General features: G+C 67.9%; 13 protein-coding genes and 1 tRNA gene. 7 read left to right on the plus strand and 7 right to left on the minus strand.

The features are described from left to right. The first annotated feature begins 4 nt into the window (after positions 1-4). Positions 5-343, plus strand: a complete 339-nt coding sequence (gene fdx, locus VF522_RS04200) for an ISC system 2Fe-2S type ferredoxin (protein ID WP_330906973.1) — start codon at positions 5-7, stop codon at positions 341-343. A 115-nt stretch (positions 344-458) separates the two neighbouring features. Here the strand turns inward: fdx and VF522_RS04205 are convergent, their stop codons facing one another. Continuing rightward, on the minus strand, positions 459-1,214 hold the full coding sequence (locus tag VF522_RS04205; protein ID WP_330906974.1) for a glucose 1-dehydrogenase: 756 nt from the start codon (positions 1,212-1,214) through the stop codon (positions 459-461). A gap of 22 nt (positions 1,215-1,236) precedes the next feature. On the opposite strand from VF522_RS04205, the gene dnaQ reads away from it, so the two are divergent. Then, positions 1,237-1,953, plus strand: coding sequence for a DNA polymerase III subunit epsilon (gene dnaQ, locus VF522_RS04210; RefSeq protein ID WP_330906975.1), 717 nt, complete (start codon positions 1,237-1,239; stop codon positions 1,951-1,953). Positions 1,954-1,976: 23 nt separating this feature from the next. Continuing rightward, positions 1,977-2,051: transfer RNA gene (locus VF522_RS04215), tRNA-Val, on the plus strand. A 253-nt stretch (positions 2,052-2,304) separates the two neighbouring features. On the opposite strand, the gene VF522_RS04220 is transcribed toward VF522_RS04215, so the two are convergent. The 6 genes from VF522_RS04220 to VF522_RS04245 all read right to left on the minus strand — a co-directional run bounded on the left by VF522_RS04220 (position 2,305) and on the right by VF522_RS04245 (position 10,315). Further along, the gene (locus VF522_RS04220; RefSeq protein WP_330906976.1) at positions 2,305-3,126 is read right to left on the minus strand and encodes a hypothetical protein; all 822 of its coding nucleotides are present in this window, start codon (positions 3,124-3,126) and stop codon (positions 2,305-2,307) included. 263 nt (positions 3,127-3,389) lie between these two features. Next, complete coding sequence (locus VF522_RS04225; RefSeq protein WP_330906977.1) at positions 3,390-4,310, minus strand: patatin-like phospholipase family protein; 921 nt, start codon at positions 4,308-4,310, stop codon at positions 3,390-3,392. Positions 4,311-4,323: 13 nt separating this feature from the next. Next, entirely contained in the window at positions 4,324-5,046 is a 723-nt protein-coding gene (locus tag VF522_RS04230; RefSeq protein ID WP_330906978.1) for an FAD-dependent oxidoreductase, read from the minus strand. A gap of 136 nt (positions 5,047-5,182) precedes the next feature. Continuing rightward, complete coding sequence (locus tag VF522_RS04235) at positions 5,183-7,657, minus strand: calcium-binding protein (RefSeq protein WP_330906979.1); 2,475 nt, start codon at positions 7,655-7,657, stop codon at positions 5,183-5,185. 227 nt (positions 7,658-7,884) lie between these two features. Beyond that, on the minus strand, positions 7,885-8,721 hold the full coding sequence (locus tag VF522_RS04240; protein ID WP_330906980.1) for a hypothetical protein: 837 nt from the start codon (positions 8,719-8,721) through the stop codon (positions 7,885-7,887). Between the two features lie 202 nt (positions 8,722-8,923). After that, positions 8,924-10,315 carry a D-alanyl-D-alanine carboxypeptidase family protein gene (locus VF522_RS04245; protein ID WP_330906981.1) on the minus strand — a complete coding sequence of 464 codons (1,392 nt, stop codon included), beginning with the start codon at positions 10,313-10,315 and terminating at the stop codon, positions 8,924-8,926. A gap of 129 nt (positions 10,316-10,444) precedes the next feature. Between VF522_RS04245 and VF522_RS04250 the strand changes: the two genes are divergently transcribed. The 4 genes from VF522_RS04250 (at position 10,445) to VF522_RS04265 (ending at position 14,717) form a co-directional block, all read left to right on the plus strand. Further along, entirely contained in the window at positions 10,445-11,611 is a 1,167-nt protein-coding gene (locus VF522_RS04250) for an MFS transporter (RefSeq protein ID WP_330906982.1), read from the plus strand. Positions 11,612-11,673: 62 nt separating this feature from the next. Continuing rightward, the gene (locus tag VF522_RS04255) at positions 11,674-12,702 is read left to right on the plus strand and encodes a uroporphyrinogen decarboxylase family protein (protein WP_330906983.1); all 1,029 of its coding nucleotides are present in this window, start codon (positions 11,674-11,676) and stop codon (positions 12,700-12,702) included. Between the two features lie 36 nt (positions 12,703-12,738). Then, on the plus strand, positions 12,739-13,590 hold the full coding sequence (locus tag VF522_RS04260) for an N-formylglutamate amidohydrolase (RefSeq protein ID WP_330906984.1): 852 nt from the start codon (positions 12,739-12,741) through the stop codon (positions 13,588-13,590). Next, on the plus strand, positions 13,590-14,717 hold the full coding sequence (locus VF522_RS04265) for an NAD(P)/FAD-dependent oxidoreductase (protein WP_330906985.1): 1,128 nt from the start codon (positions 13,590-13,592) through the stop codon (positions 14,715-14,717). The genes VF522_RS04260 and VF522_RS04265 overlap by 1 nt, the downstream gene beginning before the upstream one ends. The last annotated feature ends 43 nt before the right edge of the window (positions 14,718-14,760 follow it).

A 14,760-nucleotide genomic window follows, 5' to 3' on the forward strand; every position in this document is an offset into this window, starting at 1 on the left:
TCCCATGCCCGTCATCAAGATCCTGCCCCATCCCGAGTACGCCCCGAACGGCGCGGAAGTGAAAGCGCCTGCGGGCACCTCGATCTGCGAGGCGCTGCTGGACAACGGCATCGAGATCGAGCACGCCTGCGACATGAGCTGCGCGTGCACCACCTGCCACGTGATCGTCCGCGAAGGGTTCCCCTCGCTCAACGAGATGGACGAAAACGAGGAAGACCTGCTCGATCGGGCGTGGGGGCTCGAGCCGAATTCGCGGCTGTCGTGCCAGGCGATCCTGGACCACAAGGACCTGGTGGTGGAGATCCCGAAGTACTCCATCAACCACGCGAAAGAGAAGCACTGAGTCTTCGGTCATCCCCGCGCAGGCGGGGAGCCAGGGCTTCCGGGGGAAAGCGGCCGCAGGCCGCTTTTTCAATGCCCTGGGTTCCCGCCTTCGCGGGAATGACGGCTTGGGTGGCTCAAGCCACCGAATACCCTCCATCCACCGGGATCGCCGTCCCGGTGACGAAATCGCTCGCCCTGCTGGCGAGGAACACCGCGATACCCGCCAGGTCCTCCGGCCGGCCCCACCGTGCCGCCGGCGTGCGCGCCAGAACGCGCTCGTTCAGTCCCGCGACCTGCGCCCGCGCCCCCACGGTGAGGTCGGTATCGATCCATCCGGGCAGCACCGCATTGGCCTGGATGTTGTCCTTGGCCCAGGCCAGCGCGATCGACTTGGTGAACTGCACGATCCCGCCCTTGCTCGCGCAGTAGGCCGGCGCGTAGGGGGCGCCGAAGATCGACAGGATCGAGGCGATGTTGACGATCTTGCCCGCGCCTGCCTCCAGCATCAGCGGATGCGCCGCGCGGCAGCACAGGAACATGCTCGTGAGGTTCACGTCCATCACCTGGTGCCATTCGGCCAGCGTGAAGTCCTGCGGCAGCTTGCGCACCGTGCTCCCCGCGTTGTTCACGAGGATGTCGAGGCGGCCATGCCTCGCGCGTACCTGGGCGAACAGGTCCTGCACCGCGGCTTCGTCGGTCACGTCGCAGGCGAGCGACTCGGCGCGCACGCCCAGCGACTGCAGTTCGCGCAACGCCGCCGCGGATTTTTCCGCGTTCCGGCCGACGACGATCACCGTCGCGCCGGCCTGTCCCAGGCCCCGTGCCATCCCGAGGCCGATGCCGCCATTGCCCCCGGTGACGAGGGCGATCCTGTCGGTGAGGTCGAACATGCGCTCAAGCATAATCCCGGCGATGCGCCAGATCGTCCTCGACACCGAAACCACGGGTTTGTCCGCAGAAGGCGGCGACCGCATCATCGAGATCGGCTGCGTCGAACTGGTCGCGCGCAAGCTCACCGGCAACAACAAGCATTGGTACCTGAACCCCGAGCGCGACTCGCACGAGGACGCCCTCAAGGTCCACGGCATCAGCAACGAGTTCCTGCGCGACAAGCCCAAGTTCGCCGTCATCGCCGACGAACTGATGGAGTACTGCGCGGGCGCCGAGATCATCATCCACAACGCCGCCTTCGACATCGGCTTCCTGAACAAGGAACTCGATCTCCTGAAGCGCAAGCCCTTCACGGGGCACGTGGCGAAGGTGATCGACAGCCTGGCCATGGCCAAGGAGATGTTCCCCGGCAAGCGCAACAGCCTCGACGCGCTGTGCGACCGCCTGGAGGTGGACAACTCCGGCCGCACGCTGCACGGCGCGCTGCTGGACGCGGAACTGCTGGCCGACGTCTACATCAACATGACGCGCGGCCAGGACGCGCTCCTGATCGACGACTCGGACGCCGGCGCGGTGGGTGCGATCGTCACGCGCGTCGACCTGCGCCAGTTCACGCTGCCCGTGCTGCTCGCGAACGACCAGGAGGCCGCCGCGCACGAGGAAGTCCTCAAGCAGTTGGACAAGGCCTCGGGCGGCAAGACAGTGTGGCGTCAGGCGCCCATTTCAGCTGTGGCATAATCGCGGTCTTGCCAAACGGCAACGGGTGATTAGCTCAGCGGTAGAGCACTGCCTTCACACGGCAGGGGTCGCAGGTTCAAACCCTGCATCACCCACCAATTTGAAAAACGCCACCTCCGGGTGGCGTTTTGTCTTTCATTTCCAGCCCCCGTTCGAGCCGGTGGAGTGCGGGGCTGCTTGGGTTTAGCGAAGCCAACCCATTAACCCGGCAATGAACGCCGCCACCGCAACGATGACTAGCTTCCAAAGCATGTAATCGGTGAATTCCACAAGTGGACTCCAGAAGCAGCCCGTCTCGCTCGCACAGAAGCGAAGGTAGGCAGAGACCTTGCCGCAACCGCACAGGGGAGCCTAGTACGGCATCTCGAAATGCTGCTCATGTGTGACGTCACGGATTCGCCGATCTTCTGGGGGGACAAGCTTCAGGCCGCGCTCTGTAGCTAGCTTGCGAATCTCGGAGCTCCAGCTCGATGCTCGCACACAATCGGCGCCAAAAATTCGTTGGTTCAGATATTCGATCTGTCGGTGAGTCAGCGGATGATCCAACCCGTACACGCCTCCTATCATGACGCGCTGCTGCGGGTGCTTCTGACGAATCGCTTCGGCAACCGGCCGCGGCAGGCGGACCAGCAGCCGCCAGAGCAGACCGTTGGGCCGGACCCGGTAATTCAGCCCTCTGAGGATGAAACTGTTCGCACTATGACTGGTGCGCGAATTGAACACGACCACGTCCCCGATCTCGACAGCGGGTGAGACATGTGTGCCGACTCTGTAGTTCGGAAAGAAGTGCGAGCCCTCCAGAATATCCAGTCCTTCCGGGAGCTCTCCGTGAGGTTGGCAATAGAGACAAAACTGGATCACTGGGTATCGATCCGTTTGCCAGTCTGGCGCGGCAGCCACGTAACGGTCTGAGTTGTCCTTGTGAAAGCCGCCAATCCTGTCGATTCCCACCACGGAGTAGGAATTGCAGAAGTACAGGGGCTGCCCTCCAAGGATCTCGCGGATTACGTGCAGCAGGCCAGGATGCAGGACCACCTCGGAAAGGACGGGATCGGACAGCAGGTCGGCTTTGCTATTCCGTTCAAGCGCGCGTTGACGCCACCTCTGGACCTCTTCGCGAGTGAAGAGGCCCTTCACCACCGTGTAGCCGTCGCGCCAGAACTGTTCCTGCATTCGTTTTCTCCGTGCTTCTCGTCTGACGCAGAGCGTCACCTGCGCGCGTGGCGGAACCCCGCGCGCGCAAGCATGTTGGTCCAAGTTGGACTGCAGTAGTGTTCGTCAATCGATCGATCCTCCTCAATTTGAAGGAGACCCAATCGCCTTCGAGATCGCGTGCCTCGTCGGAAAGGAGGATCAATGAAGCAGACAGTTGTTGCAGCCAGGTGGCGCGCGTCATTTCCATCCAACCGTCCTGCGGCCTTTTCGCCGCATTCGCTTCACGAATGCGGGACTACCGCTTGCTCCGATGCATCGCAGGCTTCGGCAACCCGCGGATCGTCGACGTGCGGGCGGAGCGCGCCCGGAATGCGCTGCTGCTCGAGTCCTCCGCTTTCGAGCCAGCGCCGCGTGCCCTGCGCGGCGCGCTCGATCAGCTCGTGTGCGCGGGAGAAGTCGTAGGCGGAGACTTCGAGCGGGCACAAAGGGGGCACCGTCGCGACTTCGACGAGGCCGGACAGCTGCTCCAGGTCGCGTACCAGCTGTCGGGCGACCAGCAGGTTCAGTGCGTGGAAAGCACTCGCGAGCGCTCCCGTCGGCGCCGTACTCAGGGCGCATGCGAACCCGGTGGGCAGGACCACCAGGCGCGTGCACCCGAGCGCCAGCGCCGCCATCACCGGCGTGTTGCTGGCGACGGCGCCGTCGATCAGGTAGCGGTCACCGATGCGCACCGGCGGGAAGGCGCCGGGAATCGCGCAGCTGGCCAGGACGGCGTCGTCGGCGGCGCCGGACGAGAGCAGCACCGAAGCACCCGTGAGCAGGTCGGTCGCCACGACGTGCACCGGGATGACGGTGTCTTCCAGCTGCTGCCGGGAAAGGTGGCGCGCAACCAGGCCGCGCAGCCCGCTCGGATCGATGAACGAGGCCGCTCCAGTGAAGACGCCGAGCAGGTGGCGCGGCGACAGGGGAAACACGTCGCTGCGCCGCAGCCCGCACCAGACCGCCTCCAGGTGTGCCACGCCGTCGGGAGTGGGATCGCAGCAGAAGGAGATGCCGTTCAGGGCGCCGACCGAGGCGCCGACGACCAGGTCCGGCACCACGCCGCAGGCCACGAGCTCGCGCAGCATGCCCACCTGGATGGCCCCGAAGCTGCCGCCTCCGGCGAGTACGAAGCCTGTCTTCTTCCCGACGCTGCCGGCCATGGCCATCCCCCCGTCAATAGCCGTAGAACTCCTCGCTGCGGATGTCGTCGCCGTCGACGCCCGCACGTTCCAATGTCTCCCGCAGGGCACCCACCATGGCCGGCGGACCGGCGACGTAGTAGACGGGATGTGCCAGCTCCGCGGCCATCCGTTTCACGAGAGCTTCGTCGATCGGGCCCGTTGCACCCCTCCACGGCAGGCGCGACTCTCCCAATCGCGTCATGGTGGCCACCAGCCGGAAGTTCCGGTTCTCGCCTTCCAGCCGCTGCAATTCGGACAGGAACGCGCTGTCCTCGGGCCGCCGATTCGAATACAGCAGGAGCAGCCGCTGCTGCAGGGCGTTGTTCGTTGCGTGCCGCAGCATGCTCATGAAAGGCGTGATGCCGATGCCGCCGGCGATGAACACGGCAGCGCGGTCCAGCTTGTTGTGCAGGGTCAGCGAGCCGAACGGACCTTCGACCTGGACGGGCGCACCGATGGGCAGCCGCGCCAGGGCGTTCTTGAAATCGCTGTTCCGCATGCGCGTGGCGATCGCCAGCTCGCCCTCGTGCGGTGCGCTGACGATGGAAAACGCATGGCGTGCGCTCTCCGTCCCGGAGCCGGCCGGATCCGCGAGGATCAGGTCGATGGCCTGGCCCGGCCTGAAGCTGAAACCGGCAGGCTTGTCGAAGTGAAATGCCATCGTGCCATGGGCAACTTCCTCCCGCTGCCGGAGGTGGACTGTCATGCCGGTCATGATGCTGCTCCTGGGCCTTCCTGTTCATTGGACGCCCGAGCCATGCGAAAGTGACAAGCCCCTGCATGGGTCATGGTGGCACACCCCACCAGGTCCGGAAAACGGCACCTCCGGGCGCCGTTTTCCGCGGCTTCGTTCAGGCGAAGATGAAGTCCGCCTTGCTGATGGTGACCGGCGCGTCGAAGCTCTCGAAGATCGTGATCTGTCCGAATTGCGAGGTGATCGTGGTCTGGAAGTCCTCGTTCACGACCGTCAGGTCCTGGAACTTCAGGCCGCTGCCGCGCAGGTCGAACTTGTCCACGCCGTCCTCGAAGTCGAAGACGACGTCCCCGAAGAAGCTGCCTTCCGCGCTCCAGCGCCCCGTGCCCGTGTAGACGAACAGGTCCTGTGCGCCGTCGAGAGCGAAGTTCACGTCGCGCCCTCCGCTCATCTGGTCGTCGGATGCACCGCTCACCAGGCGGTCCGCGCCGGACCCGCCGTCCATGGTCGTGCCGACGGCACCGGCCCGCAGCACGTCGTTGCCCGCATCTCCCCGCAGGTTGTTGTCGAAGTTGCTGAAGGACGCATCGCTGCCGATCAGCGTGTCGTTGCCGTCGCCCCCTTCGGCCGTTCCGCCGATGTCGCTGCTCGCCAGCGTCACCGTGTCGTCGCCGGCGTCGCCGAACAGGTTCTCGAAACCCGCCCCGCCGTCCACGAAATCGTTGCCGGCGCCGCCGTGGATCTCGTCGTTGCCGCCAAGGCCCGTGATGTGGTCGTCGCCGCCCAGGCCGTACATGATGTCGTCGTTCGCCGTGCCGACCAGCGTGTCGTTCCCGTCGGTGCCGAAGATCACGAACTGCGCGTTGTCGAAATCGGCCTCGTTGAAGTTGTGGACGCCCGTGAACTGGATGGCGGTGTCGTTGGCATCGAGCAGGCCGTCGTCGTTGATGTCGCCGATCACCCAGGTGTTGCCCCCGGAGACGGTGTACATCAGGTCGTGCAGGCCGTTGCCGCCGCCAGGCAGTACGGCGCCCGCCACCAGGCTGATGGCCTGCGCGCCGCGCCAGGCGATGTGTCCGCCCTGGTTGTACTCGATCACGTCGCCGCCCACCGCTCCGGCGCCCTGGAAGTCCTGCACCAGGTCCGATACCGCGAAGGTGGAACTCGGGTTGAACGTGCCCTGGAAGAACACGAACGCGTCGGCATCCGCACCGCCCTGCAGCTGGTCCGAGCCTCCTTCGCCGGCGACCTCGTCGATGCCGCTGCCGCCGGACACGACGTCATTGCCGTCGCCGCCGAACATGCTGTCGTTGCCCGCCTCGCCCGACATCGTGTCGTTGCCGTCGCCGCCGAAGAAGTCGTCGTTGCCGGCGCCACCGGTCATCACGTCGTTGCCGTCGTCGCCGTCGAGGACGTCGTCGCCATTGCCGCCGTTCACTTCGTCGTTCCCGGCGCCGCCTGCGACGCGGTCAGCGTCCGCGTCGCCGAAGAGCCGGTCGTCCCCGGCGTCGCCGCGGACGAAGTCGAGCCCGTTGCCGCCGTGGATCACGTCGTTGCCGTTGCCGCCGAGAAGCCCGGTGGCAATGCGGTCGTTGCCTTCGCCGCCGTTGATCACGTCGTCGCCGTCGCCGCCGCGGATGCCGTCGTCGCCGGCGTCGCCGTTGAGCGTGTCGATGCCGGCGCCGCCGTCGATGCGATCACTTCCCGCGCCGCCGTTGACCAGGTCGTTGCCGTCGCCGCCGGCGAGGACGTCGTTGCCGTTGCCGCCATTGATCGTGTCGTTGCCGCCGCCGCCGTCGATCGTGTCGTTCCCGTCGCCGCCATTGAGCGTGTCGTTCCCGAGCAGGCCGAGGATGGTGTCGTCGCCCGCGGTGCCGGTGATGTTGTCGTTTCCGTTCGTGCCGACGATCGCGAAGCTGGTGTCGGCGAAGTCGGCCTGCGTGAAGTTCTGGACGCCGGTGAAGCGCACCGTGAAGTCGCCGGCATCGAGCAGCCCGTCATCGTTGGAATCCGCGAGCAGGAAGGTCTCGCCTCCCTGCACCGCGTAGAAGACGTCCGTGGCGCCGTTGGCACCGCCTGCGAGTGCCCCACCCAGCGCCGGCATCGCGGCGAGCGCGCCCTTCCACACGAAGGGACGGTCGCCCGGCGGGCGAGCGAGGGTCAAGGTGTCGCCGCCGACGGCGCCGGCGCCTTCGAAGTCCAGCACCAGGTGCTGCGACGAGAAGGTCGATTCGGCCCCGGAGAAGAAGGTTGCGGCGAGCGACCAGATGAAGTTGTCGTTGCCCGCGCCACCCCGCAGCCTGTCGAGGCCCGTGCCGCCGCGGAGGATGTCGTTGCCGTCGCCGCCGAAAAGCTGGTCGTCGCCCTCGTTGCCGCTCACGAGGTCGTCGCCGGCACCGCCGTCGATGACGTCGTTGCCCAGGTCGCCGATGATCCCGTCGTTGCCGAGACCTCCGAAGATCTGGTCGTCGCCGGCGCCGCCGGCGAGCGAATCGTCGCCTTCGCCGCCGTCGATGACGTCATTGCCGCCCTGGCCGAACAGGGAATCGTTGCCACCGAGGCCGGAGATGTTGTCCGCTTCTTCGGTGCCGAAGAAGAAATCGTCGCCCGCAGTGCCGATGAAGATCGCCATGCGTTGTCTCCTGACATTGGGAGATGGGGAACGGGCACCGGGACCCTCTCCCCGGGCCGCGCGTGCGGAGGCCCGCGAAGCGCCGGACCTCCGACGCGGATTGTTCGCGCCGTCTCTGTCAGGGGAAGCACCTTTACCTCCTGATACCCGCTATGGGGCCAGGAGCAATGTTTTTCAGGCGAGCGACAAGGGCGGTGCCTGGGGCCCGCCCAAAGCAGAGCGCGCTCTCAAACGTCCAGCTTGCCGGCCAGTTCCGTGGCTTCCGCCGCGCCGGCGCGCACGTTGCGGATGTGGCGCTGCGTCTCGACGGGCAGGGCCGCCGTGTTGGTGCCGTCCCACTTGTTGCGGCCCTTGACGGACAGGTTGTAGTAGATCGACACGCCCTCGCGCAGCTTCAGCGCGCGCTGCTCCGGCGTGAGCGTGAGATGGTCGATCCTGTCCTCCGCCCATTCCGCGCCGTGCTTGATGTTCAGTGCAGCGGCGAACACGGCCTGCACCGGGTCGTTGGGGTTCTTCAGGCCCAGGCCCTTGGCCGTGCGCGGCTCGAACTGCGCCAGGCCGTGGCTGGTCACGCCGTTGCGGCCCATGCCGGTGCGCGGGATCCAGGAGGTCTCGGCTTCGATGACGCCGTACACGTCTTCGAAGGTCAGGCCGACATCGTTCAGGCCCGCGTGTTCGGCGGCGGCCTGCACCAGCAGCAGGCGCGACTCGTCGTCCAGCGTCTTGATCTGCTTGCCGGCATAGCGCACCGTGTCGAACTTGATCTGCGCACGCACCGCTTCCTGCGAAACGATCTTCACGGCGGCCTTGGCGACCGGGGCGGCGGCGAATGCGATGGCGGCCGGGGCGGCGTGGCTGGTCGCGGCCACGGCGGCCGCGGCGGTCACGCTCTTCACGGCAGGACCCGCGACTTCCGCGGCGGCGTGCGCCGTGGCACTCACGGCGGCGGCCACGGGGCCCGATGCGGAGCCGTTCGAAACCTGGCTCGACAGGGCGCCGAACGCGCCGACCACGGCGACGGTGACGGTGGCCCAGGCGGGGAAGGTGTTCTTGGTGCTTTGCATTGTGTCCTGTAGGTCTTGCGCTACGAAGCTGTAGGAGGCTTCTGATAGACCTGTAGGACACGGTGGAGTTCTTCTCCAGCCCGTGAGTATTCCCGCATTCAGCGCCGGGTTGGGCGCAGATGAGCGAATTTTCGGGGAAGTAGCGCGACAGCAGCGCCCGCGGAGGCCCGGGGCGCTGTGCGCAGGGAGCGGCCCGGCAGGGCTAGCTCTTGGTGGATTCCTTGCCGGCCGCGAAGGTCTGCTTCACGCGGTCCTTCTTCCGCTCCGATGATCTGGCGGAGGCCTTCTTGCCGGAATCCTTGTCGCCGTCCTTGCGGTCGGCCACCACCGTCTTTTTCTTCTTGCCGCCATCCTTGCCGCGGCTGGCGGCGCTCTTCTTGGCGTCGTCGTCATCATCGTCCTTGCCGGCGACGACTTTCTTCTGCTTTTTCTCCGACGCGGCGTGTCGCGTTTCGTTCCGCTCCTTGCGCGCCGCGGCCTTGCGCGCCGCGGATTTTTCCGCATCGAGCGCCGCCAGCGCCTCGGGCCCGCCGATCTGCGCGACCGCGAAGCGCCGCAGCTTCTCGGCATCGCTCAGCCGGGTGCCGTTGCTCTCGGAATCCAGCAGCACCATGATGAGGTGGCGGCCCGCCACTTCGGTCGACATGGTGAGGCAGCGGCCGGCCTCGACGATGTAGCCGGTCTTCTGCAGCGCGATGTCCCAGCCCGCCTTGTGATTGCGCACCAGCCGGTTGGAGTTGATGTACTGCATGCTCTTGCCGCCCAGCGAGGCGACGTGCTGCGGCGTGGTCGAAAACGCCGCGATCGTCGGATTCTGGGCGGCGGTCCGCACCAGCAGCGCCAGGTCGCGCGCCGTCGACTTGTTGGAGTTCGACAGGCCGGTCGGGTCGACGAAGCTGCTGTTCTTCATGCCGAGCTGCGCGGCCTTCGCATTCATGGCTTCCACCATGCGCGGCAGGCCGCCGGGATAGGTGCGGCCGAGCGCGTGCGCCGCGCGGTTCTCGCTGGACATCAGCGCCAGCTGCAGCGCTTCCTCCCGGGTGAGCGTGGTGCCCACCCGCAGGCGCGAGCGGCTGTGGCGCTCGTTGTCCACGTCCTCCTCGGTGATGGTCAGCACTTCGTCCTTCGGCTGGCTCGCCTCCAGCACGACCAGGCTGGTCATGAGCTTGGTGAGCGACGCGATCGGCAGCACCGCCTGGTCGTTCTTGCGCACCAGCACTTCGCCGCTGGCCTGGTCCACCACCAGGGCGGCGCTGGAGTTCAGCCTGAGCGGGTCGGGCGTCTGGTGCAGGCCCTGCGCGCGGCCGAAGGACAGCGTCGGGCCGGCGGGCGACGCGGACGCGGGGCCGCGGTCGCTCTCCGATTCCTCCGGCGGCACGACCTCGGTGCCCGGAGGCGCAGGCGGCACGGCCTCTGCGTCGGATTCGGCGGCCGCGCCGGGTGCAGGCACGGGCGCCGCCGCGACCTGGTCCTGCCGCATCGAGGCCTCGCGGCGCTGCCAGGCGTCGTAGGTGAGCGTGCCCAGGAAGCCGGCGGCGAAGAGCGCGGCGAGCATGGCGGCGAGGCTGAGGTTTTTCTTGGTGGAAGAGCGCATGGGCGTGTCCTTCGGGGGTGACTCTACCCAGCGGCTGCGCGGCGTCGCGGCGCAAAGGGAGCAAGCTTGTGTAGTCCGCCGACGACGGGGGCTGCGGGGACGTTAACATCGCCGCAGTCCCATTCGCGGGTGCGGTCCCGTCCTTCAGAAATTCCTGCTGCTGCCACTCCCCTGCGGCTGATCCTGCTGCTGACGGTCGCCCACACCAGTTTCGGCGGCGCGCGCCTCGCCATCTCGCTGCAAGCCCTGCACCTGCAAGCCTCGCCGATGCTGGTGGGGCTGCTGATGAGCCTGATCATGCTGGTCCCCACGTTCGTCGCGGTGCACGTCGGGCGCTGGGTCGATCGCGCCGGCTACCGGCGTCCGACCGTCATCGCGCTGGCAGGCATCGCACTCGGCGCGGCGGTCGCTGCCTTGCTGCCTTCGCTGCCGGGCCTCGCGCTCACCAGCCTGCTGGTGGGCACGTCCTTCATGCAGGCCCACGTGGCCGTGAACAACGCGATCGGGCACATCGCCGGCGCCGCGGGCCGCACGCGCGCGTTCGGCTTGATGGCCGTGGGCTTCTCCCTTTCCGCCCTGGCTGGTCCGATGATCGCCGGCGCCGCGATCGACCTGGTGGGGTATCGCTGGGCGTTCGCCTTGCTGGCGGTGCTGCCGCTCGCCGCCGGCTGGCTGCTGCGCGATGCGCCGGCGATGCCGCAGCCCGAGCGGCCGGCGCAGGCCGGGTCGCAAGGCGTGCTGGACCTGCTGCGGCTGCCGCCGCTGCGCGCCGTGCTGCTGGTGAGCGCGATGGTCTCGGCGGGCTGGGACCTGTTCACTTTCCTGGTGCCGCTGCACGGCGCGCAAAGCGGCCTCTCGGCCACCGCGATCGGCGTCGTCGCCGGCGCCTTCGGCGTGGGCAGCGCCACCGTGCGCGTCGCGTTGCCGTGGATCATGCGCCGCGTGCCGGAGTGGAGGCTGATCGGTGCGGCGCTCGTGCTATCGGGCCTCGGCTACTTCCTGTTCCCGTTCTGCGTGACGGTGGGGACGATGCTGCCGCTGGCGCTCGTGCTGGGCCTCGTGCTCGGATGCGGCCAGCCCGTCGTCATGAGCCTGCTGCACGTGACGGCGCCGGCCGAACGCACCGGCGAGGCCGTGGGCCTGCGCGCGGCGATCACCAGCCTGGGCCAGACGGTCTTGCCGCTTGCTTTCGGCGCATTCGGCACGGCGCTGGGCATGCTGCCGCTCTTCTGGGCCGCGGCCGCGCTGCTCGGATGCGGCGGCGGCTTCGCCGCGACCCGCCGGCGCCTCCACTAGCAATCACCATTGCGTGGAGCAGGGTGGCTGTGCCAGATTGGCGCACCACCGAAGGAGACCGCATGCTGTTTCCCACCACCATCGTCGGCAGCTTTCCGCAGCCCGAATGGCTGATCGACCGCGCCAAGCTCGCCGGCCGTTTCCCGCCGCGCGTGCGCGCCCGCGAGCTGTGGCGATTGCAGGAGCCTTACCTGGCGCTGGCGCAGGACGACGCGACGCTGCTGGCGATCAAGGCGCAGGAAGAGGCGGGCCTGGACATCGTGTCCGACGGCGAGATCCGCCGCGAGAGCTATTCGAACCGCTTCGCCACCGCGCTGGACGGCGTGGACCTCGACAACCCCGGCTCGGCGCTCGACCGCTCCGGCCACCCCAACCCGGTGCCGCGCATCGTCGGCCGCATCCGTCGCCGCCATGCGGTGGAAGTGGACGACCTGAAGTTCCTGAGGGCGAACACCACGCGCAGGACCAAGATCACCGTGCCGGGCCCGTTCACGATGCTGCAGCAGGCGCAGAACGACTTCTACGCCAGCGAGGAAGAAGCCGCGATGGATTACGCGGAGGCGGTGAACGCGGAGATCCGGGACCTGTTCGCCGCCGGCGCGGACGTCGTGCAGATCGACGAGCCGTACATGCAGGCGCGGCCGGAGAAGGCCCGCCAGTACGGGCTGGCGGCCCTCAACCGCGCGCTGGAGGGCGTGAAGGGGACCACCTGCGTGCACATCTGCTTCGGCTACGCAGCCGTCATCCACACGCGGCCGAGCGGCTATTCCTTCCTGCCGGAGCTCGCGGGCTGCAGTTGCAAGCAGGTCTCGATCGAGACGGCGCAGTCGCACCTCGACACGAAAGTACTGCGCGAGCTGAAGGGCAAGCAGATCCTGGTGGGCTGCCTGGACCTGTCGGACATGGACGTGGAGACGCCGGAAACGGTGGCCGAGCGCATCCGCCGCGCACTGGAACACGTCGCGCCCGAGCAGGTGATCCTGGCGCCCGACTGCGGCATGAAGTACCTGCCGCGCGAAGTGGCGCAAGGCAAGCTGCAGGCCATGGTGCGGGCGGCGCAGCAGCTGCGCAAGGAATACGGGGAGGCCTAGGCCCCGCGCCCGCGCGCGGTGCGCGACAATCGGTGGATGGAATCGCTGATCCGATACATCCCCGGCAGCGCCCCCCTGGTGCTCGATTCGCCGCACAGCGGCGTGACCTATCCCGACGACTTCCGTTCCGTCGTGGACCTCGCCGTGCTGCGGCGCGCCGAGGACACGCACGTCGAGAAGCTCTACGACTTCGCGCCCGGCCTGGGCATCGCCTGGATCGAGGCGCTGTTCCCGCGCAGCTATCTCGACGCCAACCGCGACCTCACGGAACTGGACGTCTCGCTGCTCGAGGACGCCTGGACCGAGCCGCTGTCCGACGACCCGGTGTTCCTCGCCAAGGTGCGCCTGGGCAAGGGACTGATCTGGCGCTGCACCGACGAGGGCCTGGACATCTACGACCGCAAGCTCACCGCCGACGAGGTGCGCGGGCGCATCGCGCGCTGCTGGCAGCCGTACCACGCAGCGGTGCAGCAGGCCATCGAAGCCGCGCATGCGCGGCACGGCTACAGCATCCACCTGAACTGCCATTCGATGCCGGCCATCTCCGCCAGCCACGCCACCGATTTCCCCGGCCTCGTGCATGCGGACTTCGTGATCGGCGACCGCGACGGCAGCACGGCGTCGCCGGCGCTCTCGGGGCTGGTGTGCGACACGCTGCGAGGTTTCGGCTACGACGTGTCGTACAACCATCCGTACAAGGGCGTGGAGCTGGTGCGCCGCTACGGCGACCCGTCCTCGCAGCGCCACAGCATCCAGGTCGAAGTCAACCGCAAGCTGTACATGGACGAGGATTCGCTGCAGCAGCACGCCGGCTTCGAGCGGCTGAAGTCGCACTTGCGCCAGATGGTGGAACGCTTGCTCGCGACCGACCCACGGGACCTGCGCTGATGGACCGCGTCGAAGCGGTGGTGATCGGCGGCGGCGTCGTCGGACTCGCCGTCGGCCGCGCACTGGCGCAGGCCGGCCGCGAAACCATCGTCGTGGAGGCGCAGGACGGCATCGGGCAGGGCGTCAGTTCGCGCAACAGCGAGGTGATCCACGCGGGCCTGTACTACACGCCGGGGTCGCTGAAGGCGCGCCTGTGCGTGCGCGGCAAGGAACTGCTGTATGCGCTGTGCGCGTCGCACGGCGTGGAGCATCGGCGCTGCGGCAAGCTCACGGTGGCCAACAGCCCGGACGAAGTGCAGGCGCTGCGCGGCCTGCAGGACCGCGCGGCGGCCAACGGCGTGCCGGTGGAATGGCTGGACGAAGCGCAGGCGAAGGCCCTGGAGCCGGCCCTGCGCTGCATCGCCGCCCTGCATTCGCCGACGACAGGCATCGTCGACAGCCATGGCTTCATGCTGGCCCTGCAGGGCGACATGGAACGTGCGGGCGGCATGGTGGCCTTCGGAGCGCAGGTGGGGTCGGCGCGCCTGTCGCAGCGCGCGGGCGAGCCGCACGTGCTGCGCTTCGCCGACGGCAGCGAACTTGCATGCGAGCTGCTGGTGAATGCCGCGGCGCTGCATGCCTGCTCGCTCGCGCGCCAGTTCGAAGGACTCGATGCGCGCTTCGTTCCGAGCGAATCCTTCGCCAAGGGCAACTATTACGCGCTCGCCGGCCGCGCGCCGTTCACCCACCTGATCTACCCGGCGCCGGGCGATGCGCATCTCGGCACGCACCTCACGCTGGACCTCGGCGGGCAGGCCAAGTTCGGGCCCGACATCGAATGGCTGGACGTTCGGGCGCCCGAGGAGATCGACTACCGCGTCGACCCGGCGCGCGCCGAAGGCTTCTATGCCGAGGTGCGGCGCTACTGGCCCGGCCTGCCCGACGGTGCGCTCGCCCCGAGCTACAGCGGCGTGCGGCCCAAGATCCACGCACCGCACGAGAAGGCGCCGGACTTCCGGATCGACGGGCCGGCGCTGCACGGCGTGGCCGGGCTGGTGAACCTGTTCGGCATCGAGTCGCCGGGACTGACCAGCGCGATGGCGATCGCCGAGGACGTGACTGCCGCGATGGTCGGCGAGCTCTTGTAGGCAAACCACTTACGTCCGCTGCCTCCTGTTGCGCTTCAATCGG

Source organism: Ramlibacter sp., assembly GCF_036383835.1.
Classification (GTDB): domain Bacteria; phylum Pseudomonadota; class Gammaproteobacteria; order Burkholderiales; family Burkholderiaceae_C; genus Ramlibacter.

What these genes read in the sequence shown, in the direction of transcription:
- fdx (WP_330906973.1), top strand. Translation starts at nt 5, where the DNA reads ATGCCCGTCATCAAGATCCTGCCCCATCCCGAGTACGCCCCGAACGGC.
- VF522_RS04265 (WP_330906985.1), top strand. Translation starts at nt 13,590, where the DNA reads ATGGACCGCGTCGAAGCGGTGGTGATCGGCGGCGGCGTCGTCGGACTC.
- VF522_RS04225 (WP_330906977.1), bottom strand. Translation starts at nt 4,310, where the DNA reads ATGGCCGGCAGCGTCGGGAAGAAGACAGGCTTCGTACTCGCCGGAGGC.
- VF522_RS04255 (WP_330906983.1), top strand. Translation starts at nt 11,674, where the DNA reads ATGCTGTTTCCCACCACCATCGTCGGCAGCTTTCCGCAGCCCGAATGG.
- VF522_RS04240 (WP_330906980.1), bottom strand. Translation starts at nt 8,721, where the DNA reads ATGCAAAGCACCAAGAACACCTTCCCCGCCTGGGCCACCGTCACCGTC.
- VF522_RS04260 (WP_330906984.1), top strand. Translation starts at nt 12,739, where the DNA reads ATGGAATCGCTGATCCGATACATCCCCGGCAGCGCCCCCCTGGTGCTC.
- dnaQ (WP_330906975.1), top strand. Translation starts at nt 1,237, where the DNA reads ATGCGCCAGATCGTCCTCGACACCGAAACCACGGGTTTGTCCGCAGAA.
- VF522_RS04235 (WP_330906979.1), bottom strand. Translation starts at nt 7,657, where the DNA reads ATGGCGATCTTCATCGGCACTGCGGGCGACGATTTCTTCTTCGGCACC.
- VF522_RS04220 (WP_330906976.1), bottom strand. Translation starts at nt 3,126, where the DNA reads ATGCAGGAACAGTTCTGGCGCGACGGCTACACGGTGGTGAAGGGCCTC.
- VF522_RS04245 (WP_330906981.1), bottom strand. Translation starts at nt 10,315, where the DNA reads ATGCGCTCTTCCACCAAGAAAAACCTCAGCCTCGCCGCCATGCTCGCC.
- VF522_RS04205 (WP_330906974.1), bottom strand. Translation starts at nt 1,214, where the DNA reads ATGTTCGACCTCACCGACAGGATCGCCCTCGTCACCGGGGGCAATGGC.
- VF522_RS04230 (WP_330906978.1), bottom strand. Translation starts at nt 5,046, where the DNA reads ATGACCGGCATGACAGTCCACCTCCGGCAGCGGGAGGAAGTTGCCCAT.